16 protein-coding genes, 11 pseudogenes and 2 riboswitches are annotated in these 21,275 nt (G+C 58.4%); of the genes and pseudogenes, 14 read left to right on the forward strand and 13 right to left on the reverse strand.

What is annotated here, in order from left to right; genetic code table 11:
* Nucleotides 1-122 precede the first annotated feature (122 nt).
* Nucleotides 123-425, forward strand: a pseudogene (locus ACVW1C_RS28715) (integrase core domain-containing protein); the annotation flags it as partial.
* Nucleotides 426-843: 418 nt separating this feature from the next.
* Here the strand turns inward: ACVW1C_RS28715 and ACVW1C_RS28720 are convergent.
* From ACVW1C_RS28720 to ACVW1C_RS28760, 9 genes and pseudogenes are all read right to left on the reverse strand, one after another.
* Complete coding sequence (locus tag ACVW1C_RS28720; RefSeq protein WP_456761220.1) at nucleotides 844-999, reverse strand: carboxymuconolactone decarboxylase family protein; 156 nt, start codon at nucleotides 997-999, stop codon at nucleotides 844-846.
* Nucleotides 948-1,187: a carboxymuconolactone decarboxylase family protein gene (locus tag ACVW1C_RS28725; protein ID WP_456763305.1), complete on the reverse strand. Its 240-nt coding sequence runs from the start codon at nucleotides 1,185-1,187 to the stop codon at nucleotides 948-950. Before ACVW1C_RS28725 ends, ACVW1C_RS28720 begins: the two co-directional genes overlap by 52 nt.
* Nucleotides 1,188-1,205: 18 nt before the next feature.
* Nucleotides 1,206-2,483, reverse strand: coding sequence for a serine hydroxymethyltransferase (glyA, locus tag ACVW1C_RS28730; protein WP_456761221.1), 1,278 nt, complete (start codon nucleotides 2,481-2,483; stop codon nucleotides 1,206-1,208).
* Between the two features lie 12 nt (nucleotides 2,484-2,495).
* Nucleotides 2,496-3,866 carry an L-serine ammonia-lyase gene (locus ACVW1C_RS28735; protein WP_456763203.1) on the reverse strand — a complete coding sequence of 457 codons (1,371 nt, stop codon included), beginning with the start codon at nucleotides 3,864-3,866 and terminating at the stop codon, nucleotides 2,496-2,498.
* A 116-nt stretch (nucleotides 3,867-3,982) separates the two neighbouring features.
* A riboswitch (glycine riboswitch) is annotated at nucleotides 3,983-4,047 on the reverse strand.
* A 2-nt stretch (nucleotides 4,048-4,049) separates the two neighbouring features.
* Nucleotides 4,050-4,137, reverse strand: a riboswitch (glycine riboswitch).
* A gap of 1,681 nt (nucleotides 4,138-5,818) precedes the next feature.
* Nucleotides 5,819-6,403, reverse strand: a pseudogene (locus ACVW1C_RS28740) (anthranilate synthase component II).
* Nucleotides 6,400-7,793: pseudogene (pabB, locus tag ACVW1C_RS28745) on the reverse strand (aminodeoxychorismate synthase component I). The pseudogenes ACVW1C_RS28740 and pabB overlap by 4 nt, the downstream one beginning before the upstream one ends.
* A 115-nt stretch (nucleotides 7,794-7,908) precedes the next feature.
* Nucleotides 7,909-8,267 (reverse strand): annotated as a pseudogene (locus tag ACVW1C_RS28750) (Dabb family protein).
* A gap of 149 nt (nucleotides 8,268-8,416) precedes the next feature.
* A pseudogene (locus ACVW1C_RS28755) lies at nucleotides 8,417-9,021 on the reverse strand (GntR family transcriptional regulator).
* Nucleotides 9,022-9,108: 87 nt separating this feature from the next.
* Nucleotides 9,109-9,492: a hypothetical protein gene (locus ACVW1C_RS28760; protein WP_456763306.1), complete on the reverse strand. Its 384-nt coding sequence runs from the start codon at nucleotides 9,490-9,492 to the stop codon at nucleotides 9,109-9,111.
* Between ACVW1C_RS28760 and ACVW1C_RS28765 the strand changes: the two genes are divergently transcribed.
* The 7 genes and pseudogenes from ACVW1C_RS28765 to ACVW1C_RS28795 form a co-directional block, all read left to right on the forward strand.
* On the forward strand, nucleotides 9,409-9,999 hold the full coding sequence (locus ACVW1C_RS28765) for a radical SAM protein (protein ID WP_456763204.1): 591 nt from the start codon (nucleotides 9,409-9,411) through the stop codon (nucleotides 9,997-9,999). The two genes, ACVW1C_RS28760 and ACVW1C_RS28765, sit on opposite strands and share 84 nt — an antisense overlap.
* Nucleotides 9,947-10,134: pseudogene (locus tag ACVW1C_RS28770) on the forward strand (hypothetical protein). The gene ACVW1C_RS28765 and the pseudogene ACVW1C_RS28770 overlap by 53 nt, the downstream one beginning before the upstream one ends.
* A gap of 47 nt (nucleotides 10,135-10,181) precedes the next feature.
* The gene (gene panD / locus ACVW1C_RS28775; protein WP_456761222.1) at nucleotides 10,182-10,535 is read left to right on the forward strand and encodes an aspartate 1-decarboxylase; all 354 of its coding nucleotides are present in this window, start codon (nucleotides 10,182-10,184) and stop codon (nucleotides 10,533-10,535) included.
* Between the two features lie 71 nt (nucleotides 10,536-10,606).
* Nucleotides 10,607-11,761, forward strand: a complete 1,155-nt coding sequence (locus ACVW1C_RS28780) for an 8-amino-7-oxononanoate synthase (RefSeq protein WP_456761223.1) — start codon at nucleotides 10,607-10,609, stop codon at nucleotides 11,759-11,761.
* Nucleotides 11,758-12,129: an ATP-dependent dethiobiotin synthetase BioD gene (gene bioD, locus ACVW1C_RS28785; RefSeq protein ID WP_456761224.1), complete on the forward strand. Its 372-nt coding sequence runs from the start codon at nucleotides 11,758-11,760 to the stop codon at nucleotides 12,127-12,129. Before ACVW1C_RS28780 ends, bioD begins: the two co-directional genes overlap by 4 nt.
* A gap of 131 nt (nucleotides 12,130-12,260) precedes the next feature.
* A pseudogene (locus ACVW1C_RS28790) lies at nucleotides 12,261-12,507 on the forward strand (AAA family ATPase); the annotation flags it as partial.
* Nucleotides 12,413-13,286, forward strand: a pseudogene (locus ACVW1C_RS28795) (aminotransferase class III-fold pyridoxal phosphate-dependent enzyme); the annotation flags it as partial. The pseudogenes ACVW1C_RS28790 and ACVW1C_RS28795, both read left to right, overlap by 95 nt.
* Here the strand turns inward: ACVW1C_RS28795 and ACVW1C_RS28800 are convergent.
* Nucleotides 13,279-13,566 (reverse strand): nitrate reductase, encoded by a 288-nt coding sequence (locus ACVW1C_RS28800; RefSeq protein ID WP_456761225.1) that lies wholly within the window; start codon nucleotides 13,564-13,566, stop codon nucleotides 13,279-13,281. The pseudogene ACVW1C_RS28795 and the gene ACVW1C_RS28800 overlap by 8 nt on opposite strands.
* Before the next feature lie 101 nt (nucleotides 13,567-13,667).
* Nucleotides 13,668-14,348: pseudogene (locus tag ACVW1C_RS28805) on the reverse strand (CobW family GTP-binding protein); the annotation flags it as partial.
* Nucleotides 14,349-16,089: 1,741 nt separating this feature from the next.
* Between ACVW1C_RS28805 and ACVW1C_RS28810 the strand changes: the two are divergent.
* The 3 genes and pseudogenes from ACVW1C_RS28810 (at nucleotide 16,090) to ACVW1C_RS28820 (ending at nucleotide 18,980) form a co-directional block, all read left to right on the forward strand.
* The gene (locus ACVW1C_RS28810) at nucleotides 16,090-17,199 is read left to right on the forward strand and encodes an S-(hydroxymethyl)glutathione dehydrogenase/class III alcohol dehydrogenase (protein ID WP_456761226.1); all 1,110 of its coding nucleotides are present in this window, start codon (nucleotides 16,090-16,092) and stop codon (nucleotides 17,197-17,199) included.
* Nucleotides 17,200-17,232: 33 nt separating this feature from the next.
* Nucleotides 17,233-17,795, forward strand: a pseudogene (gene gfa, locus ACVW1C_RS28815) (S-(hydroxymethyl)glutathione synthase).
* A 753-nt stretch (nucleotides 17,796-18,548) separates the two neighbouring features.
* Nucleotides 18,549-18,980: a hypothetical protein gene (locus ACVW1C_RS28820; protein ID WP_456761227.1), complete on the forward strand. Its 432-nt coding sequence runs from the start codon at nucleotides 18,549-18,551 to the stop codon at nucleotides 18,978-18,980.
* On the opposite strand, the pseudogene ACVW1C_RS28825 reads toward ACVW1C_RS28820, so the two are convergent.
* Nucleotides 18,933-19,121: pseudogene (locus tag ACVW1C_RS28825) on the reverse strand (hypothetical protein); the annotation flags it as partial. The gene ACVW1C_RS28820 and the pseudogene ACVW1C_RS28825 overlap by 48 nt on opposite strands.
* Before the next feature lie 144 nt (nucleotides 19,122-19,265).
* On the opposite strand from ACVW1C_RS28825, the gene ACVW1C_RS28830 reads away from it, so the two are divergent.
* Nucleotides 19,266-19,718 carry a hypothetical protein gene (locus ACVW1C_RS28830; RefSeq protein WP_456761228.1) on the forward strand — a complete coding sequence of 151 codons (453 nt, stop codon included), beginning with the start codon at nucleotides 19,266-19,268 and terminating at the stop codon, nucleotides 19,716-19,718.
* 548 nt (nucleotides 19,719-20,266) lie between these two features.
* Complete coding sequence (locus ACVW1C_RS28835) at nucleotides 20,267-20,620, forward strand: RidA family protein (protein ID WP_456761229.1); 354 nt, start codon at nucleotides 20,267-20,269, stop codon at nucleotides 20,618-20,620.
* 3 nt (nucleotides 20,621-20,623) lie between these two features.
* Here the strand turns inward: ACVW1C_RS28835 and ACVW1C_RS28840 are convergent, their stop codons facing one another.
* Nucleotides 20,624-20,857, reverse strand: a complete 234-nt coding sequence (locus tag ACVW1C_RS28840; RefSeq protein WP_456763307.1) for a hypothetical protein — start codon at nucleotides 20,855-20,857, stop codon at nucleotides 20,624-20,626.
* On the opposite strand from ACVW1C_RS28840, the gene ACVW1C_RS28845 reads away from it, so the two are divergent.
* Nucleotides 20,741-21,199, forward strand: coding sequence for an IS66 family transposase (locus ACVW1C_RS28845; protein WP_456763205.1), 459 nt, complete (start codon nucleotides 20,741-20,743; stop codon nucleotides 21,197-21,199). The two genes, ACVW1C_RS28840 and ACVW1C_RS28845, sit on opposite strands and share 117 nt — an antisense overlap.
* Nucleotides 21,200-21,275 lie beyond the last annotated feature (76 nt).

Here is a 21,275-nt window from a genome sequence, read left to right on the forward strand (position 1 = left end):
ATCGGGACAACGGTGAGATCTCTTATTACAGAGGCCGAAACTGATGAGGTGAACGGTCGGTCAAAGGCGTTCTGCGCTCGGATAATGGATTTAAAGAGCGCCCATCCTCTGCGCGCTAAGAAAAGCCGACGCAGAATGCCTTCATCGAAAGCTTCAATGGCCGTCTCCGAGACGAATTGTTGAACGAGACGCTGTTCACTTCGCTGGCCCAGGCCAGGGCCGGAACTCGGACATTGGCGGGTCGACCACAACGATACCCGACCCCACTCGCAACTCGGATGGAAAACACCATCCGAGTTGCCTTCACCTGCAACCCGCGACGGGATCTAGCGCTGCGTTATGCCGATGGCTCCGCACCAGCTCCCGTCGCTACCACCGGCCATTCGGGTAAATCCACCAGCCAGAGCGAACTCAGAACTGGATAAAACTTGGGGGCAAGGTCATGCCGGCAGATGTAACGAGCGCTGCTTGCTATGCGTTCGACGTGCCACGGAGAACAATCCGCGGCCTACTTTAGCCCGGCAAGCAGCGCTGCAATCTCGTCGGCGCGACGGCGGGTACGCTAGTTCGTTGAGCGTGGGTCCTGCTCCGGCCATCCGGTCGAGACGATCCAGCCCTTTGTCGCGGTGGTCGAAGCTTATCACAACGCTGTGGAAATGCAGGACGGATTAAGCCAGCGGTTGGCCATGATTTCCGGACGAGGGATCGCTAATGTCCTATTCAGCTCGTAGGCAAGGAAGCCGCGCGCCGACTTTGTGGTGGGCAGCGTGCGCGACCGCTGCGTGGGTGGCAGCCGATACCCGTCTATAATTACGGAAAGGGTGGAACTCCTCCTGCCACACCCTAATTTGTCATGCCTTTCAATTCGTCAAATGCGGCAAGCGCCTTTGCGCCATAGACTGTTGAAGGACCACCTCCCATTTCGATCGAGACGGCAATCGTCTCCGTCACTTCCTCGCGGCTTGCACCGTGCTTGATCGCGTTCTGGACGTGAAACACCAGACAGCCTTCACACTCGAACTGATGGCGATCGCCAGAGCCATAAGCTCCTTGGTCTTTACCGAGAGCACCCCCTCTTTGCTCACGGCACTCATCAGCCCCTGAAACGAACGCATGACCTCCGGCACAGCCTTGTAGAGATCCGTTGCTTCCTTGCGCATGTCGTTCAAGATTTGTTCGTAGACCATTGTCGTTCTCCTGATTCGCTAGGTCCGCATCGAAGAATAGATTGGATGGGCCTCGCACAGCCTGCGTACGTCCTTGGCAATTTGCTGTAGCCGCGCCTTGTCAGGATCGTCCTTCGCAAGCTCCGTCAATCTCTGCAGAATGAGCGAGCCGATTGTTCGAAACTCGCGTTCTCCGAAGCCGCGCGAGGTTCCGGCCGAAGAGCCGAGCCGAACGCCAGACGTAAGGGCTGGCTTCTCGGGATCAAAGGGAATGGCGTTCTTGTTGCAGGTAAGTCCTACTTGCTCGAGCGCGATTTCGGCGGCCTTCCCGGTCAGCTCAAGGGGTCTAAGATCGACAAGGATCAGGTGACTGTCCGTTCCGCCCGAGACGATGGATAGACCGCCCTCTGCCAATACGGCGGCCATCGCGCGCGCATTGCTCAACACTTGCCGCGCATATGTTTTGAACGAGGGCTCGAGCGCCTCCCCGAAAGCGACAGCCTTGGCTGCGATGACATGCATCAACGGCCCACCCTGGACGCCCGGAAATACTGCGGAGTTGATCTTCTTCGCCAAGTCTGGATCGTTCGTCAGAATAAGGCCGCCCCTCGGTCCGCGCAGCGTCTTGTGCGTGGTGGACGTCACGACGTGGGCATGCGGCACTGGGGATGGATAGACCCCGCCAGCGACCAAGCCCGCTACGTGCGCCATATCAACCATCAATTTCGCACCGACTTCATCGGCTATTTGACGGAATGCCGCAAAATCGATCTCGCGAGGGTACGCTGAACCGCCGGCCAAGATGAGTTTTGGCCGGTGTCTAAGCGCAAGCATGCGCACGTTGTCCATGTCGATACGATGGTTATCCGCCCTCACGCAGTATTCAACCGGCGAGAACCATTTACCGGAGATGGTTACCGGAGAGCCGTGCGTGAGGTGTCCGCCATGGGCAAGCGACATGCCCATGAAGGTATCGCCTGTATTGAGAAGCGCCAGAAATGCGGCCAAATTGGCCTGAGCTCCCGAGTGCGCTTGCACATTGGCGAATTGACAGCCGAATAAATTTTTCGCCCGGTAAATTGCCAGCGTCTCGACTTCGTCCACGAACTCGCACCCACCATAGTATCGCCGCCCTGGGTAACCCTCAGCGTACTTATTTGTGAGAACCGATCCTTGAGCAGCCAATACGGCTTCGGAAACGATATTCTCCGACGCGATCAACTCGATCTGGTTTTGCTGACGTGCGAGTTCACGCTCAATTGCCTGGAAAACGGCCGGATCAGGCGACACTCGCGTCGATGGCTCTTGAACATTCACGAGAGATTCCCTTCAACATTCCGGAACGTTAACGGCGAGTCCTCCGCGCGAGGTCTCCCGGTACTTGTCATTCATATCGGCGCCCGTTTGCCGCATCGTTTCGATGACCTGGTCAAGCGAAACCCGATGCTCGCCATCACCGGCGAGGGCCAAGTACGCAGCATTGACCGCCTTTACGGCGCCAAAGGCGTTGCGCTCGATGCATGGGATCTGAACCAAGCCGCCGACCGGATCACAAGTCATCCCCAAGTGATGCTCTATGGCAATCTCGGCGGCGTTCTCGATCTGCTCATTGGTGCCGCCAAGGGCCGCCGTGAGGCCGGCACTTGCCATCCCAGCGGCCGATCCCACTTCACCTTGACATCCAACCTCGGCGCCCGAAATGGAGGCGTTCCGTTTTATGATGCTTCCGATAGCACTTGCCGCAAGCAGGAAGGTACGCAGCCCTTCATGATTCGCATCCTCGCAGAGGTCACGGTAGTAGCGAAGGACAGCTGGGACGACGCCGGCAGCCCCGTTTGTCGGAGCGGTAACGACTCGCCCTCCGGCAGCATTCTCTTCGTTCACCGCGATGGCGAAAGCCGATATGTGGTCGAAGGGGCGGCTGGTTGACCGCGAATTGCTGAGAGCAACCTTCTGCAGCCGTTCGAAAAGAGCACCGGCCCTTCTTCGCACGCGCAGCCCGCCCGGGAGTTCTCCGTCCTGCGCTAGGCCACGATCGATGCACTTCATCATGACAGCGATGATGCGGTCGAGCTCTCGAATTGTCTCTCCCTCGCCGCGGCGGGCAATCTCGTTTGCCTTGACAATATCGGCAATGTTGCAGGAATGAACTCGACATAGCTCCAGAAGGTCGCGCGAGGATCCAAATTCGAAGCCGAGACGATATTCAAGATCGCCTTCCTGTCTTTCGGCGCCAAGTCGCTCAATGAATCCACCACCGACCGAGAACCACACTTCGGACGAAACAACGTTGGTACCTACATCCAACGCCTTGAATTCCATGGCGTTCGGATGCCGGCTGAACTGACGCTTTGTATCGAAAACAATATCTTTCTCCTGCTCGAAGGTAATCCTGCGGCCGCTCGGCAGCTCAATCTGGCGCTCGTTGGTAATTCGTTCGAACAGTCGGCTCGCCTCGTCGGGATCGATGCGATCGGGGGTCTTGCCTGAAAGCCCCAGGACGAGAGCTTTGTCGGTCGCATGACCCTTGCCTGTCCAAGCGAGGGAGCCGAAAATCCTGGCTTCGATCCGCACGACACTATCCTCGCGCCCATCCCTCAGACCACGAACGAATGTCGCAGCGGCTTTCATCGGGCCGACGGTATGTGAAGAAGACGGGCCAATTCCGATCTTGAACAGATCGAAGACGCTTATCGGCAACTTCTTGGTTGCGCCGTCCCTAAGAGCAGAACGAGCTAGCAGTTCAGAATGGAAGTTGGGCGGATTTCGGCTTGTCACGCAAAGCACTCCAGCTTTTTCAGCTATGTTGAGTGCCCCATCTGTTTCTTTGCCTGAGAACGTTATCCCGTCGGCGGATGCAAGCGGCATCTCTTTTCAGATGTTTGGACTGACGCGGTCCTTTTGCCTGAGAGTTTCCTGGGGCGGTTGCTCCTTCGGCGCCGACAACTCGGTCTCTCCCAGCGTCAGATGTTCAGCGTAACGATTCTTCCTTCCCTTTGGCCGAAAGCGCAATCCGACGTGTCGAAAATCGGTGGTTAGGTATGCGCTATCCCGCTCGCTTGTCAAGATACGCCAGCTTGCTTGTGATCTCTGATCGCCAGCGATAGGTGCTGCTCCCTCACGCGCTGTTCTTTGCGGTGTACCTTCCGATCCTCAGGTCTATCGAGCCGCGGAGTCTTGCTTAGCTCGTGCTGATAATTACGACCCCAGCAACACATCTACTGCTCATAATCCTACATTCGACTTGCAGCCGAGTTTGCCGCGCCGGCTACAAGCGCGCCGGCACAGGGCCACCCTTCTTTGTATAGCGAATGTCAAGCTCGTTCGATCACCAATGCGCTGTGAAGTCTGACATCGAGACGTTTTGCTGAGGCACCCTCGTTTTTTAGACAAGTGCGTACAAAAAAGACGCTGGCCTCACCCTCAATTCTCAGTTTCGCTCGAGAGCGCGCTGCGACTCAGTTCGCGATCTATGCGGTTTCTTGACGCGGCGAATCGCAAGAATCTGCAATCTGGTTTGCGTCTTGCCTGTAATCGTCTTGCCAGCAATCTTAAAACTGAAGCGCCACTCGCCTGGCAACGCTTCTCGAATGCTAAATTGTACGCCTCTATATTGCATGAACCATTCCAGCACACGCCCTTTTCTGCCCCCGCGTCGTCCCGGTGCAGATCATCGATTATCAGAATTTTGACACTCGGACGAAAGGTGCCGCCGGTCCTAGGGGACCGGCGGCCAAGTTTAGGGAGGAAACGCCCGTATGGGCAGCGATAGTGAAACTATCGCACGGCACCGCCAATCGCTTGGCGGATATCGAAAGGGTATCTCGGTGGCCGGGCCAGAGGATTATCCGCCGTCTCATCGAATAAAGGTGATACGAGGAGAGCTTCACCTTAACGGCTCAAGTAATTCAATCGAGATTGCAATAAAAGAGAAAGTTACGTACGGGGCGTACTGAGCCCCTTTTTCGCGCTGTCGTATTGCCTCTTCAACAAACAAGATCCTTTCTTTCGCAAGGCTTCGCCTGCAGAGGGAGGGACTCACCTTGTCTTGCCACTCGCACGCGACAGATCCTGCCTGCGGCGACACGACGCACTAGCTTGCCCGCATCTGAGTAGAAAGTCAGCGACTCTGTAACGGCGATGGAGTCCCCCGTATGGACGTCAGTTCTTGGTTTGCTGAAGCCGTTTTTTCGGCTTTCGATCCGAGCTAGATGGCGCAAGTGATGTGGCTTCAACGTCGAGCGAGCCAATTGAAGCCTTTTGCCGAATTCTGAGGAACCTGAGAACGCAATCCTCAGAAATGCTAGAATTTGAATTCTCCTCAGACCACCTTCCAGTTTTCGAGATGCTGCTTCTTCAACGAAAACGAATTTGGTTATGGTCAGTAGGCACGTCCGAAGCCGCCCCACTCATGTCAGGTTCAAGGCGCACCAGACCTGCGGCTAGGTATGAAGCGTATCGAGCACTCTTCCTGTTGTTGCTCAGCTCTCCGCGTCAAGTTCGGCGTCCCCTCAAGCGAAAGCCACGGCTAAGCCGCGCTGTCCTTCCTTCCCGTCAAAGATCTCGTGAGACAGCGCCTATAAGAGGTGGGCGTATCTCACGTTACACTCCTGTGGGCGAGCCGGCGTGGTGCGCAACTTCGTCTCCGATCCTTACGCTCGGAAACTCTTTGCGAGCCGCAAGAAATTCATAAACAGCACCTGGCCATGTTCGGTAAGTACCGACTCCGGATGGAACTATACCCCATAGGTCGGTTGACGCCGATGTGCGAAGGCCATGATCTCACCTTCATCCGAGCGGGCCGTCACAATGAGATGCTGCGCGTTGGAGTCATCCAGTTCGACCGCCAGAGAATGGTAGCGTCCGACGCAAAGTGGGGACGAGAGTTCGCGGAACAACCCTCGGCCATCATGTGTGATGTACGAGGACCGGCCGTGCATGGGGTGACGTGCACGCACTATACGTCCGCCGAAAATGCTTCCAATACACTGGTGCCCAAGGCAAATGCCAAGAATAGGGACGCGACCTGAAAGTTCACGGACGACGGCGGTGGATATGCCGGCCTCCATTGGGCTGCAGGGACCCGGAGAGATGACAACTGCACGCGGCTTGAATCCAACAAGATCGGTGACGCTCACGGCGTCGTTTCGGACCACTTCCGTCTCTTCACCAAGCTTGCGGAAATAGCAAGCAATGTTGAAGACGAATGAGTCGTAGTTGTCGATGATGACAATCACAATGCACCAGGTGGCTCGACGTCAAAAGCGTCAAAGATGCGCTGTGCCTTGGCGAACGTCTCCTCATATTCGGCTTCCGGCCTTGACATCGCCGTGATCCCGCCGCCTGCATGAAACATAGCCAGGCCGTCGTCGATCGTCACAGTACGGATCGCGATGTTCGTGTCCATGTGCCCGTTGAAACCGATGAAGCCGATCGCCCCGCAATAGACCTCTCGCGCCACTCGCTCGATGTCCGCAATGATTTCCATCGATCGCACCTTTGGAGCACCGGTCACCGAGCCTCCCGGAAAGCAGGCGCGAATCAGGCTGACCGCGTCTTCGTCGGCAGCAAGTTCGCCCCTGACCATCGAGACGAGGTGGTGCACCGAGGCATAGGATTCGAGATCGCAGAGTAGCGGAACCTCGACCGAATCCGCAGTGCAAACACGTGACAGATCGTTACGCAACAAGTCGACGATCATAATGTTCTCGGCACGGTCCTTTTCGGACGCAAGGAGGATTTCGGCGCGGCGCTGGTCTTCCTTTGGATCAGCAGAACGCTCGATTGTGCCCTTGATCGGGCGCGTTTCGACCTGTCGTCCGTCAAGTTTCAGGAAGCGTTCCGGCGAACTCGATGCAATGGTCAGCTCGCCGTAGCGCAAGAGGGCCGCAAACGGCGCCGGGTTCAATGACCGCAGCTGGCCGTAGAAGGTGAGCGGATCGAACAGCCGGGACACCCTGGCGCTGAAGCGCTGCGCAATGTTCGCCTGGAAGACGTCCCCGGCCAGGATCAAGCCGATGACGCGCTGGACCGCTGCAATATAGCTTTCGCGGTGAAAGTTCGAATGCCAGACGCCCGCCGTGCCCGGGAGTACGATCCGCGGCAACTTTGGCCTCGCGAGCAGCGCTGCAAATTCGTCGGCACGACGGCGTGCACGCTCGGCGCGTCGAGCGGGGTCCTGCTCCGCCCATCCCGTCGAAACGATCCAGCACCTGTGGTCCCGGTGGTCGAAGCTGACCACCACGTCATAGAAATGCAGGACGGATTGAGGCAGCCGTTGGCCGGGATTTTCGGGCGCCGGCAATCGCTCCAATGTCCTGTTCAGATCGTAAGCAAGGAAGCCGGCGGCGCCGCCCTGAAACGGTGGGAGATCGGGTCGATGCGCTTGTCGATATCTGGCGAGGAGGGTACGAAGCACGGCCCATGGATCGCCCTCAATGGCCTCTCCATTACAACTTGCCTGTCCACCCGTGACCAAATAGGTGCTGAACGGCTCGCAGGCCAGATATGAGTAACGCCCAAGCTGCTCATGCCGTGCCGCGCTATCGAGAAAAGTAAGGTGCGGCCGCTGTGCAAACATCGCAGCGCATTGACAGGCTCAATCCACGGCAACTCGCGCACGTGCATAGGCTATCGGTCGCCGACAACTGATAGGCTGTCACGTTTGCACCGATCGTGATCCCGTCCCGAATGAAGGCAAACTTCGTCCGAAACGTACGGGCCTTCGATACTGATCATCAGGTCAGCCTCCGCCATTTGGTCGGCCGCGCCGAGCAATTTGGTTTAAGCCTGCCATTCCGGCGAAATGCACGTCTTTCGATAGATCGTAGTCGGCGGCAAACCGCAGCTCCCGGACCGGTCGTACGCGCCGGATCGCTTCCTGATACAATCCGTGCGTTTGTACGCTGCGAGCTCCATCTCGCTGTCGAACTCACCATAGACCACGACATCGATGTCGTTGCCGAGTTGATCGCTCTTGCGATTGCGCGCAATCTCGAGCCGGCGTGCATGTGGGATGGTGGTGAGAACCGATAGACCTTCGATAATTTGGTCGATACCGGCCTTGTCCTTGGCTGTGAAGAAGACGATGTGACGGATCATGGTGGCCGCAAACGCGAGTCTCAGGTTGGCCGCATCCTTATATCGGGATCATGGTCGGGGCAATGCCGACGCTGCGTTGACGGCAGACGCTGTTTGACGCTCGTGTGACATCCCGAGGTAACGGAAGCTCGCAAAGAACTTCTACCCGATCAGGACGCGGGAACTGCGAGACGCTCAATGGTCTGAATGTAGCGCGCGAGCAGGTGACAGACTACGTTATGCACGCGGAGCGCTTGCACAATCAGGCGGTGATCCTGATTGGGCCGCGGTCGCCAACCGCTGGTACGCGCCATCGCAAACACCGATCTTGAATTTGCAAGCTGAAGCCCGTCGAGGCTCGCAAGCCGTCGCGGCATCGCGCAGGGCGCCACCAAGGTTTGGTGAAAAGAGCGGCTAGCGACTTCGAATTGTCTGGGGATGGTCTCCTTCGATCAGGGCGAGTTCGATGCGTGCCAAATGGTGAGAGGTGGGCTTTGGCGCCGCATTGCGCAGCGCGACCACTTCGAGCGCTGCGCGCGTCTCGGCGATCTCCCGCACCGAGTTGGCATCGAGCGGAGCAACTCGGACGCCGCGGCGGGGCCGAGCTACGACAAGATGCTGGGCCTCCAATTGCCGAAAGGCCTCGCGCACCGGGGACGTGGCTTGAATTGAATTCCCGCGCGATGTGATCCTGCGGGAGCGGAGCGTCCGGCGGCAGTTCGCCGCTGATGATGCGCTCACCGATTGACTCGGCGATGCGTGCCGCAGTCGTCATGCTTCAGCTGCACTCATCATAGATTATCTATCATAAAAATACATGCATACACATGGGACGTGAGTTAGCATTCATCAATGGTCAATATCATAGATAATTATGGTGATAATCTATGATAATAGGGGTGGGAACCAAGCCTAAATGATTGCGACTAAGGAAGCGGAACGGGACGACGGCAGCAACCACAAGCCGGTCCGCAATGACTGGAAACGCGCCGAGGCCGCAGCACTTTATGGCCTGTCGTTTGCCGATCTGATGTTTCGCGCCCGGAGCGTTCATCGCGACAACTTCGATCCAAGCCATGTCGAAACGGCAAGCCTGCTCAGCATCATCGGCTGTCCGGAAGATTGCGGCTACTGCTCGCAGAGCGCTCATTACGATACAGGCCTGAAGGCCACGCGCCTGATGGATCGCCGATGTGTTCGCCGCCGCGCAGCACGCCAAAGACGCCGGTGCTGTCCGCTTCTGCATGGCCGCGGCCTGGCGCAGTCCAAAAGACGCGATCTCGATTCCGTTTGCGACATGGTCAGCGCGGTCAAAAATCTTGGCATGGAAACCTGTGTCACGCTCGGCATGCTGTCACCGAGGCAGGCGACACGGCTCGCTCAAGCCGGGCTCGACTTCTACAACCACAACGTCGACACCTTGCCGGAGTTCTACGGCAAGATCATCTCTACCCGCACCTTGGAGGACCGTATCGACACGCTTGGACATGTCCGCGATGCCGGCTTCAGGGTGTGCAGCGGCGGCATCGTCGGGATGGGCGAGCGCCTCGAGGACCGGCTCGGCATGCTCGTCAATCTCGAAACACATCCGGAAAGCGTGCCGATCAGCTTGTGGAACCAGGTCGAGGGCGTGCCGGTCAATAACACCGCGGAACGATCCGATCGCGCTCGCGCGCCGTGTGGCTATTGCCCGTATCATGATGCCGAAGAGCGTGCTGCGACTTTCCGTCGGACGCCGGTACATGGCCGATGAGGTGCAGGCGCTGTGTTTTTGGCCGGCGCGAATTCGATCTTCATCGGCGACGTGCTGTTGACCACCAAGAACCCGCAAGCCGACCGTGACGCCAATCTGCTTGACCGGCTCGGCATCGCGTCCGGGCTTGCCTAAGTGAAACAGGCGAGCACGCTGTTCTCGAACCCCAGTGTAGGTGACAAATGCAGCTTACTTTGATGAAAGGCAAAATCCATCGTGCCTCGGTGACGGAGGCCGATCTGCACTATGAGGGCTCGATATCGATCGATCGTACGTTGCTGGACGCAGCGGGGGTTTTGATCAACGAGCGCGTCGAAATCTACAATATCGATACCGGAGCGCGGTTTGCGACCTATGTAATCGAAGCACCCAAGGGGTCGGGCACGATAGGCCTGAATGGCGCGGCCGCGCGCCTCGCAATGACCGGAGATAAGGTCATCATCGTTGCATATTCCTTGTTTGACGAGGTGGAAGCGAACGACTTCAGACCACGTGTTGTGCTGGTTGACCGACAAAATCGCATCTTGCCGGCCTAACACCCAAGGCGCGTGCTCCTGTTCGCGCCTATCAGAATTTCCGAGATCGATCACTACACTGCGAGCAAAAAATGAACTCAATCCACGCGCCCAAGTTTGCCGATTATGTCGCGCATCTGCATGCCTTGAAAGCGGACGACCGGCTGCGTGGCCTCAGGGTACGCGCTGGCATCGATTTTTCATCGAACGATTATCTGGCACTGGCGAGCGCGCCGCGCATGAAAAGGGCCGTCATGGCTGCGATCGAGGCTGGCACACCGATCGGAGCCGGCGGGTCGCGGCTCTTGCGCGGCAATTGCGAGGAGCACGAAAGTCTTGAAGCAGAAGCCGCCAAGTTCTTCAGGGCCGAAACTGCGCTATTCTTTGGCGGCGGTTACGTTGCAAATTTTGCTGTCCTGACGACGTTGCCGCAACGGGGCGATTTGCTCGTCCTCGATTCTCTCGTGCACGCCAGTATTCATGAAGGCGCGCGCGCAGGACGGGCCGATGTTCGCATAAGTGCCCACAATGACCGCGAGTCGATCGAAAGCACAATTCGCGATTGGCGCGCGAAAGGCGGAACAGGCCGCGTCTGGATCGTCGTCGAGAGCGTCTACAGCATGGATGGCGATTTCGCACCGCTCAAAGACTTGGTCGCGATCGCGGACCGGTACGATGCGTTCCTGATGGTGGACGAAGCGCATGCCACGGGCGTCTACGGCGAGCAGGGACGAGGCCTTACCGCCCCGTATGAAGGGCGCGAGAACCTTCTGGTCGTCCATACCTGCGGCAAGGCGCTGGGAGCCGCCGGCGCGCTCGTCACTGCCTGCGGTGTGCTGCGCGACTTCATGATCAATCGCTGCCGGCCATTCATCTTCGCCACCGCGCCCTCACCATTAGTGGCGGTCGCCGTACGGGAGTCTCTCTCGATCCTGCAGGAAGAACCCGAGCGGCAGCAACGTCTGGCCGACTTGATCGCCTTCACACATCGGGAGATCGTCATACGCGGCCGCTCAAACCCTTCGGCCTCACACATCATCCCTTATATCGTCGGCCACAATGCGCGGGCGATGCGGATTGCCTCGAGCCTACAGGCTCGAGGCTTTGACATCCGCGGGATACGGCCGCCTACCGTGCCTCCGGGAACAGCACGGCTACGAATATCCCTGACGCTGAACGTCGGCAAAGAGGATGTATCCGACATGCTCGATGCGTTGGTCGAAGAGACCTGGGGCGATGCGCGATGAGCGGGCGCGCCGTGGTGACAGGCATCGATACCGGGATCGGAAAAACAGTCTCTTCAGCGGGGCTGGCGGCTCTTCTTGGAGCCAGCTATCGGAAACCTAATCAGGCCGGCCTCGATGGAGAGACTGACACTGAGCTCGCCGCGCGGCTAGGCAGCCTCCCTGCCGATCGCATCCTGCCTGAGCGCTACCGTCTAGGAATCTCAGCCTCGCCGCACCATTCCGCGGAGATTGACGGAGTTCACATCGACGCTGATTTGCTCGAGGTGCCGAACACCGGGGAGCGGCCGCTTGTGATCGAGCGGCGCCGGCGGGCTGATGGTGCCACTCTGCGGCGACACGCTTACAGATCATCGCGGCGTCGGCGCTGATTGAGGCCGGCATCGATTTCTCCGACGAGGGCGACGTGCCCGCCGAGCTGATCGGTCGGCGGGCTTGGCAAGGGTCATCAGGGGGCCACGCCGGTCTGGCCGGTGCGGCGGCCGGTCCAAATGAGACCGGAACGCTACATTGACAACTTCGAGCGCTGGCGGCTTCCCGTCGTGCTTTGTGCGACGACGGGACTCGGCACGATCAATCACGCGCTGCTGTCGCTGGAGTCTTTCCGAAAGCGCCAGATCCGCATTCTAGGTATGGCGTTCATTGGCGAAGGCAATGCAGAGAGCGAGAGCGCAATTTGTGAGATCGCGCGGGTGCGTTGGTTGGGACGATTGCCACGGCTTTTCCACCTATCTCTACACCGCAGATAGTAGGCGCATCATAGACGCAATCTCGTCCTGGTGAGTCGTGACCCACGGTCATTGTCATCCACCCATTGTGCGTGCGATTCAGGAAAAAGCGGGCAAGCTCGACCAGATCATTTTTGCCGCCTATACTCACGATCCGGCTGAGGAAGTTGCGGCGCTACGCTTGAACCCGTGGCCACGACCATGTTTTCTTCTCCGACAGCGGTTCGGCCGCTGTGGAAGTCGCGCTAAAGATGGCGCTCGGCTACTGGCACAACATCGGCAAGCAGCGAATCCGCATTGTTGTAATGCAACATTCCTACCACGGAGACACGGTCGGAGCGATTCGGTCGGGAGCCCGTGGCGTGTTCAACGCGGCGTATGGCCCTCTGCTGGTCGACGTGACCTCAATTCCATTTCCGACAAACGGTTGTGAGCAGGCGACGCTCGATGCGCTCGAGTTTGCCTGTCGAAACGAAATTCCGGCCGCCTTTATTGTGCAGCCACTCGTGTTGGGGGCTGGCGGGATGCTGATGTACCCGGACTGGGTGTTAAGGGAGATGAAGCGGATCTGCGAGGCCTCCGACGTCCTGTTCATTGCCGACGAGGTCATGACAGGCTGGGGCCGTACTGGCACGTTGTTCGCGTGCGAGCAGGCCGGTGTGACGCCCGATATTGCCTGCTACTCGAAGGGCCTCACGGGAGAGGCGCTGCCGCTCGCGGTGACGCTCTGCCGCGCAGATATTTTCGACCCACATTATTCGAAAGATCGGACGCGGACATTTTTCATTCGAGCTAGGTATGAACTCGCAGATCAAGCGCTGTTTTCAGTTCATCGAGAGTGATATCGGGAATCGATTTGTGGATTCTTGCAATCATTGGCTTTTCGCCGTCTCTTAAGATCGCGACGAGGGTTTCCACATCGGGACATCCTGGCTCTCGACAGGTCAACTCGCTGACCGAAACAGTCACGTCGTCCGACAAGCCCAACAGCTTCTGCGTTTGCAGCTTTAATTCCTGAACTGCCTGAGGATAGCCGATTCTTTGGACCCGTCGCCCCATAGGTAAGGCAATCTTTGGCATGCTTTTGGCGTCCGAATGGATTTGCGAGCTGCCAGCCTCAGCATGGCAACGGACAAGCTCCGCTGCCGTGCTGCAGTTTGGTGCATCACTCGTACCTTAAATCAGTGATTTGAGCCCTGACATTGCTCAAAGCCTGCCTTCAAAACGTCCTCCGGCAAGTCGCGCCCGATGAAGACCAGACGGCTGGTTCTGGGCTCATCGGGATTCCAGGGACGTTGATGGTCTCCTTCGAGCAGCATGTGGACGCCTTGGATGACGAAGCGATCAGGATCGTCCTGGAATTGGATGATTCCCTTCAAGCGCAAAATATCGGTTCCGAACTGGCGAACGATCTCCTGCATCCAGGGAAAGAATTTCTCGGGAGTGAGCGGTATATTCGTCGTCAAAGACAGGCTCTTGACGTGGCTGTCGTGCTCATGGTCGTGAGCTTCAGTGAGAAAGCCGGGCTCGAACTCAAGGACCCTGTTGAGATCGAACGCGTTCCGATCCAGGACTTTTTCGAGATCGAGCGCGCAGCGCTCGGTGCGATGGATCATCGCATAGGGATTGATTGAACGAATCCTTGCCTCGACAAGCTTGAGGTCCGCCTCCGACACCAGATCGGTCTTGTTGAGCAGGACGACGTCAGCGAATGCGATCTGCTCCTGCGCTTCGTGGGCTTGGTCGATCTCTCCGAGGAGGTGCTTTGCGTCGATGACCGTGACGATGGCATCCAGCTTCGTGTTGCGGCGGACATCATCATCGACGAGAAACGTTTGCGCCACGGGGGCGGGATGATCGAGGTGGAGGGCCAGTGTGCGGAATGCGCGGGTACGCCTGAAAGCTAGCTAGCGGCGCCCACCTGGGAAAGCTTGATGCCCAGCGTCGAACCTACCGCTGACACAAGTTTGCAAGCGATTCCAGGGCAAATGTGCTGATTTTTTCTATTGACAATCTAGGTATACCTAGTATGATTCCGATCGATGAGTTATGAGCGAGGGCTCGGCTCCGGCCTCGACCAACCTACTGGGGAAGAGAAATGCCCCATGCTCTCAAAGCAAGCCACGGTCAAATGAGTCTCGACAGACTCAGTCTAGCTACCCGTCCTCGTGGAGAGGTCGTCGATCGCTTCGCGAGGGTCGGCGCAACTTAGGGGCTTCGACGCCCAGCTAACTCAACTGGTCAAGTGCGAAATCGCAACTCCGGGTTTGGCGAAGTGCCGCTTCGCCGAAAAAACGCGCACGAGCGTCAAGCTCTTGCCCCGGCGGTGCGCGCGAAATTTGGCATCTGATGGACACAGCTTATGCGCAGCACTGGTGCTGCGGCGAAGGAAGGCAGGGGGTAACCGACGTAACGCCGACAGGAGGCGAGCATGCAGAACAGATACGATAGTTTCCGCGACCATTCAGTGAAGCGCTGCGCCATTTGCAGCGGCAAATTCGGACTGATCCGCCACTATAGTTGGCGAACGGCCCTCTGCTCAAAAAAATGCCTCGACCGCTTCACGGCACGGCGAGAGGAGGACCGAATGTGGCTACGGCGGTTGCGAGCGGTCTACGTGGAACCGAATACCAACTGAGTTTGAAGAAACTGCAAAAGTATCATGCACGAGTTTCTTTCAAACGTGCCCGACCGACCGATCGCGAAGAGGGGAGGCGCATGAGCCGGCTGGATGCGCCAAGCGGCGCTCCAGAAGGCAGGCAGAATAGCAACTTTCGCTCGCAGATCATCCCCGTGCGCCACTAGCGGGATGTCCAAATCGGGTTCGAGTGGCGTGCTGCTCGCATTTGAGACGGTTGTCCACGCTATGAAATTCGCGCTTGCGAACCATGGAGCGGCACGGCCCGGACCCTATTTTTCGAGGGCTGGCTGCAGGTCACGTACGAGATTTGGTAAAGTGAGAGGATGCCGCAACTGCGATTGCTTTCTAGGGCAGCTAGGGGATGTGGCTTTCCTTCCTTCACAGCGTCCACAGGCGCTGGGCTCAGGTCGAAAGATATTACTCGACTGGGAGCCTCAGTGTTGCTGATTGCGAGGGCGTACTCGATGAAGGTGGAGCGCCTAGCTCTAATGGATCGGCACACGGGCGGGTACTGGCGAGCTCTCTACGATCGGCAGACGCTTCTCGACCCAAGATGAGCGCGTCCTGGAGACCTCGATGCATGCGCTGGCCGCGTCGAACCGCGGCGCCAATGTCGGGTAATTGCACAGTCACTACTGGCATTCCGACGAACCAAATAGGACATGCCGCTTACTGGACACGCGCCGCCGGCTTGTGAGCGATGAGCGACCATAGTTGACGAACATACCGAAGAGCGGCATGTGCAAATGTACGCGACGTACGAAAGTGACGTGCCAGTGATACACTGGAAACAAAACGTCCGTGTTCGCAGCGGTGGCATGGTATTAAACTGACCTCTGTATTAGCGATATTCATCGAAACCATACTGCGATGTCCGGGACTGAACACTCCTGCATCAAGAGCAATTGGACTTGAGAGTGCAGCCGAGATCCCTTCTTGGCGTCTCCAAGGAGAAGTTTACCATGAAAACCCGCGCCGCAGTCGCATTCGAAGCCAAGAAGCCGCTTGAGATCGTCGAGCTCGACCTGGAAGGCCCCAAGGCCGGCGAGGTCCTTGTCGAGATCAAGGCGACGGGTATCTGTCACACCGACGCCTACACGCTCGACGGCTTCGACAGCGAAGGCATCTTCCCCTCGGTCCTCGGGCACGAAGGCGCCGGCATCGTTCGCGAGGTCGGCACCGGCGTGACGTCGGTGAAGCCTGGCGATCACGTGATCCCGCTCTACACGCCCGAATGCCGCCAGTGCAAAAGCTGTCTGAGCCAGAAGACCAATCTCTGCACCGCGATCCGCGCCACGCAGGGCAAGGGCGTGATGCCCGACGGCACCTCGCGCTTCAGCTACAAGGGCAAGACCGTCTTCCACTATATGGGCTGCTCGACCTTCTCGAACTTCACGGTGCTGCCCGAGATCGCGGTGGCGAAGATCCGCGAGGACGCGCCGTTCGACAAGAGCTGCTACATCGGCTGCGGCGTCACCACCGGCGTCGGGGCGGTCGTCAACACCGCCAAGGTGACGCCGGGCTCCAACGTCATAGTGTTTGGCCTCGGCGGCATCGGCCTCAACGTGATCCAGGGTGCCAAGATGGTCGGCGCCGACAAGATCATCGGCGTCGACATCAACGACTCCAAGGACAATTGGGGCCGCCAGTTCGGCATGACGCATTTCGTCAACCCGACCAAGGTGAGCGGCGATATCGTGCAGCATTTGGTTAGCCTGACCGACGGCGGCGCCGACTACACCTTCGACTGCACCGGCAACACCAACGTGATGCGCCAGGCGCTGGAAGCCTGCCACCGCGGCTGGGGCGTGTCGGTCGTGATCGGCGTTGCGGAATCCGGCAAGGAGATCGCAACCCGGCCGTTCCAGCTCGTCACCGGACGTGTCTGGAAGGGCACCGCGTTTGGCGGCGCGCGCGGCCGCACCGACGTGCCGAAGATCGTCGACTGGTACATGAACGGAAAGATCCGGATCGATCCGATGATCACCCACGTGCTGAAGCTCGACGAGATCAACAAGGGCTTCGACCTGATGCACGAGGGCAAGTCGATCCGTTCGGTCGTCGTGTTCTAAAATCAAAACACCAAGCACTAGGAGGATAGGTCAATGACTGTTCATATCCACCCGTCAGTCGACAATGGCGTCAAGCAAGGCTCCGGCAGTTTTGCCGGCGGTACGCTGGTCTGCAAATGCGCGGACAAGAAGGTCAAGGTCGGGGTCAAGGGCGACGTCGCCCACAACCACGCCTGCGGCTGCACCAAATGCTGGAAGCCTGCGGGCGCCATCTTCTCGGTGGTCGCGGTGGTCCCGCGCGAGAACGTCACCGTGCTGGAGAACGGCGACAAGCTGAAGATCGTAGATAGCGCCGCGGTGATCCAGCGCCACGCCTGCACCGGATGCGGCACGCACATGTACGGCCGGATCGAGAACAAGGTCATCCGTTCTACGGCCTCGACTTCATCCACCCAGAGCTGTTCCAGGAGCCAGGATCGCAGGCACCGCAATTCGCGGCGTTCGTCTCCTCGGTAATCGAATCGGGCGTGAGGCCGCAGCAGATGACTGTCATTCGTTCGCGGCTGAAGGAGCTTGGCCTCGAGCCCTACGACTGCCTGTCGCCTGCGCTGATGGACGCGATCGCGACGCATGTGGCTAAAGCCAAGGCGGCCTGAGCAAGGGCACCAATCACTACTGCATCGTCTTAGCCAATACGGCGTCGCCCTCCAAGAAGGCCTCAGGCATGCCCGCTTGGGGCTTTCTAGGTTTCAGGTCCAACCCCCAATGTCTGAGGACTGCTGAACTAGCGACATGACGCGCTGACGAGATATTGGAGGAGACGCTCACGCTATTTGGTCCGCTTCTCACTCAGAGCAACCGGCTCTCTCTCCTGTGAGGGGCCGAGCCCACTTTATGCGCGCTTGTAACCATGTCTTGGGTAGCCTTTCGGACCCCCTCTGGCGTGGCGCTACTCTGCTCCTGCCGCGTATTCGCGTTTGTATGCCCATACAACTCGCGATCGAGACTCAGGCACGAGCAAGTCATTTCATTCGAAGATGCCTTCGATGGTTTTTCCGCCCGCTGTCATCGGTCCGAATGCGCAAAGACTATTGGCTCGACCTTTGCGCCCAATCAAAGATTTCAATTTCCCGAGGTGGAGATTCGCACTATCCTTTACAGTGAAGGGGGAGGCTCGGGATTTTGGATGCCGCTACCGCCGCGCTGACGCGCGCAACACTTGACGAGGTCTGCAAGAATCTCTCACCATACCAAACTGGTATTCGTGCCTATGTCGCTTCGGAAATGTTGGAAGCGGCCATTAAGGGTGAGACGACTCACGAAGGGCTCATACAGATCGGTCGTGCAGCCCTTTCCGACGCGCCGACCATGTGGCGCTAGCTGCCCCGACAAATGATATTGCTCCTCAGGTGAATTTTCAGGTCACAGTTCTTAAGATCTTGGTAAGCTGTCAGGACGGGTTCGCATCGATGGCTGACCTCAAGCGAGACATGGCCATTCTAGCTACGAGCGGTCGAGAGTGGGCCGAGCGCACCAAGAGACTGGCCGGGCGTGTGCCCAACCTCGACATTTTCTCGCACAAGCTTGTTGAGCGTATCATGGGTGGCTGGCGCATCACGGAAAACGGGCGTGCTGTCCTGGAGTTCATGAAGGCTCGCTCAACCGCCGCCGAAGCCCAGGACGAACCCTCCAGGCAAGAAAAACCCCTAGTTCTTCGCTTAGTTCCTGCCGCGACTAAGGCGCGAACGCAAGCAAGAGCGCCGGAATGTGAACCAAGGGCGCGCCACCAGGAATTAAAACAGAACTGTGGTGATCTGCGAGCGCCGCGCCGTTCTATATGAGCGTCTATCAGCGAGAGCTTTCGATGTCGCGCGCGAGGGCGGCGGTCCCGGTCCGCATTTTCGTTCGAGCGCGGTGCGTCTGCGATAGCTCGCGACGTTCATCTCACTGATCCTTGCATAGTGAACAAGTCGATCGATGGCGGGCGGCGCCGCTGCCCTATTCTTGATGGGTCGTGTCCCACGTCACGATCACTGACCCGCATCATTTCCTATTTGGGTATCGGCCTGAGGCGCTGAAGGAGCGGTCGAGACGCGGTCCCGCCTACGTCGTGGTGGCGCTGCTGGATGGACGCGGCGGCGATTCGGATCGCGCCGGCGGACCTTGCCGTGACGGCGATCAACTCCTGCCCGGACGCAGCCGTTCTGCCGCGCGTCAGTGCACTTACGCTGACCCCATTGATGCAACATTTGAGCGCGAGTCTGAGCCTTCTCGACGAGAAGGTGATTCGCGATGACCCACCGACCGCTTCCAGGTCGCGTTGCGAATCGATCCCTGCCGACGTTTGCAGAATCCACCCGGCCATCCGAAGGCTGGCATTCCGCCCCGTGACCGAATCTGGCGACCGCGACGCAAACCCAGATTGCTTAAACGATCGCCGCGTTGATGCGATGAATGCAAGCGATCCCCCGGCACGCCCGGAAGAGAACTGGGGCGTGCCGATCAGCTCGAACATCGCTGACGAGCGGCTCATGACCGCATACCGAGCCAAGCTGGCCCATGTCTACGTGCGGCAGTAATCCGTGAACCAGGTGCGCCAGCATCAGGAGAGCACCGAGCTGCAGTATCGTCTCCGCTCCATGCCAGGATGGTGCGATTGCGGCTCTCCGATATCCGCGACCAGCTTGACAGCCTTCTCGACGAGGCGGTGCCCGGAGCGGGAGGCTCTTCATTGGCTCACCTTGTGGGCATGCAACGCTCGGGACGCTCGGCTCTCTACAGCGTTCGCCTCTTACCTGACTTTGGTCGGGCATCGAATGGAGAGGTGAAAAGCAGCACGCTTCGAGCAGGAAAGAAAGGCGAGATAGTGATGCGGGCGACCGCGCCCTCTCTGGCCGATCCACGGCGAAGCTCATGACTGCTGAGATTCTGATCGACGGTTTATCACAAGGCCAATCTGCGAAGCTCTCGTCTCAACTTTGCTGGGTTAGGAGGCCGTTTGAAATGAGCGATCGAGGCTCACGTGATCCTAAATGTACCAGAGCGAGGTACTAGATGACGAATGGCATTAGTGTGCTACTACTCCTCCAGTCTCATGTCACAGTTAGAGTCATCAAAGGACAGGCGAATGGGCGAGATTGAGCGCATTGAATTCGACACCCGCATTCACCACGCGGTAACTTACAACGGCATCGTCTACCTTACCGGCCAGGTTGGCACTCCAGGCGCAGGCGCAGGCGCAGCAGACCAGACCAGAGAAATCCTCGCAAAAATTGATCGTCTTCTCGCCTTGGCAGGAACCGATAAGACCAGAATTCTCAATGTAATTCTATGGTTGGACGATCTCAGGCATTTTGATGATGTCAACAAAGTTTGGGACGCGTGGGTCTCCAAAGAGCACGCCCCAGCGCGCTCCACAGGTCAGGCGAGGATGACGAAACCCGGAATGTTGGTTGAAATCATAGTGACGGCCGCCGTTTAGCGTTCAATCGACAAGCTGAGATGTATGGCCGTCAAGGGGGCCAACTGGATCGCGCGACCCGGGCAATTGGGCCGGGCCTACTTCCGCCTTACGGCGATCGCCGATCACATGCGAAAACACCTGACCGCGGCGGATCGTCTGTTCATGGACGAAACCACGGCGCCGGTGCTCGATCCGGGACGACGCCCAGCCAAGAAAGGCTTCTTCTGGGCGATGGCCTGCGATGATCGTGGCCATGTTGGCCAAGGTCCTCCGATCGTGCTGTTCCGCTCTGCGCCGGGCCGCAGCGGTGAGCATCCGAGCGATACCTGCAGTGCTTCCGCGGGCGGTTCCTATGAGGGCTGCGATCTGCTGACTCGCATCGAGCGGCCTCAAGGACCATGGGCGCTCGTGCATTGCTGGAGTTACCTGCGTCGACGCATTGTCAAGTTGACGCGCAACACTAAGTCCCGATCGACGAGGCCGCCGTGCATCAGATCGCAGCACTGTATGCTGTCGAGACGACGATGCGCGCCTCGTTGCCGGAAGTCCGGCTCGCTGCTCGACGACAGTACGCGGCGCCGATTATCGCCTCCTTGAACCGGGGCTCGAAAAACAACTGTCGATGATCTCCTCAAGCTTGACACTGTCCATCGTCGCCACCTGCAAACCGAAC

The organism is Bradyrhizobium sp. USDA 4011, from assembly GCF_054063415.1.

Coding starts and splice junctions, on each gene's coding strand:
- ACVW1C_RS28725 (WP_456763305.1), bottom strand. CDS start 1,187: ATGGTCTACGAACAAATCTTGAACGACATGCGCAAGGAAGCAACGGAT.
- ACVW1C_RS28760 (WP_456763306.1), bottom strand. CDS start 9,492: ATGCAGAAGCGGACAGCACCGGCGTCTTTGGCGTGCTGCGCGGCGGCG.
- panD (WP_456761222.1), top strand. CDS start 10,182: ATGCAGCTTACTTTGATGAAAGGCAAAATCCATCGTGCCTCGGTGACG.
- ACVW1C_RS28780 (WP_456761223.1), top strand. CDS start 10,607: ATGAACTCAATCCACGCGCCCAAGTTTGCCGATTATGTCGCGCATCTG.
- bioD (WP_456761224.1), top strand. CDS start 11,758: ATGAGCGGGCGCGCCGTGGTGACAGGCATCGATACCGGGATCGGAAAA.
- ACVW1C_RS28800 (WP_456761225.1), bottom strand. CDS start 13,566: ATGCCAAAGATTGCCTTACCTATGGGGCGACGGGTCCAAAGAATCGGC.
- ACVW1C_RS28810 (WP_456761226.1), top strand. CDS start 16,090: ATGAAAACCCGCGCCGCAGTCGCATTCGAAGCCAAGAAGCCGCTTGAG.
- ACVW1C_RS28830 (WP_456761228.1), top strand. CDS start 19,266: ATGGACGCGGCGGCGATTCGGATCGCGCCGGCGGACCTTGCCGTGACG.
- ACVW1C_RS28835 (WP_456761229.1), top strand. CDS start 20,267: ATGGGCGAGATTGAGCGCATTGAATTCGACACCCGCATTCACCACGCG.
- ACVW1C_RS28840 (WP_456763307.1), bottom strand. CDS start 20,857: ATGGCCACGATCATCGCAGGCCATCGCCCAGAAGAAGCCTTTCTTGGC.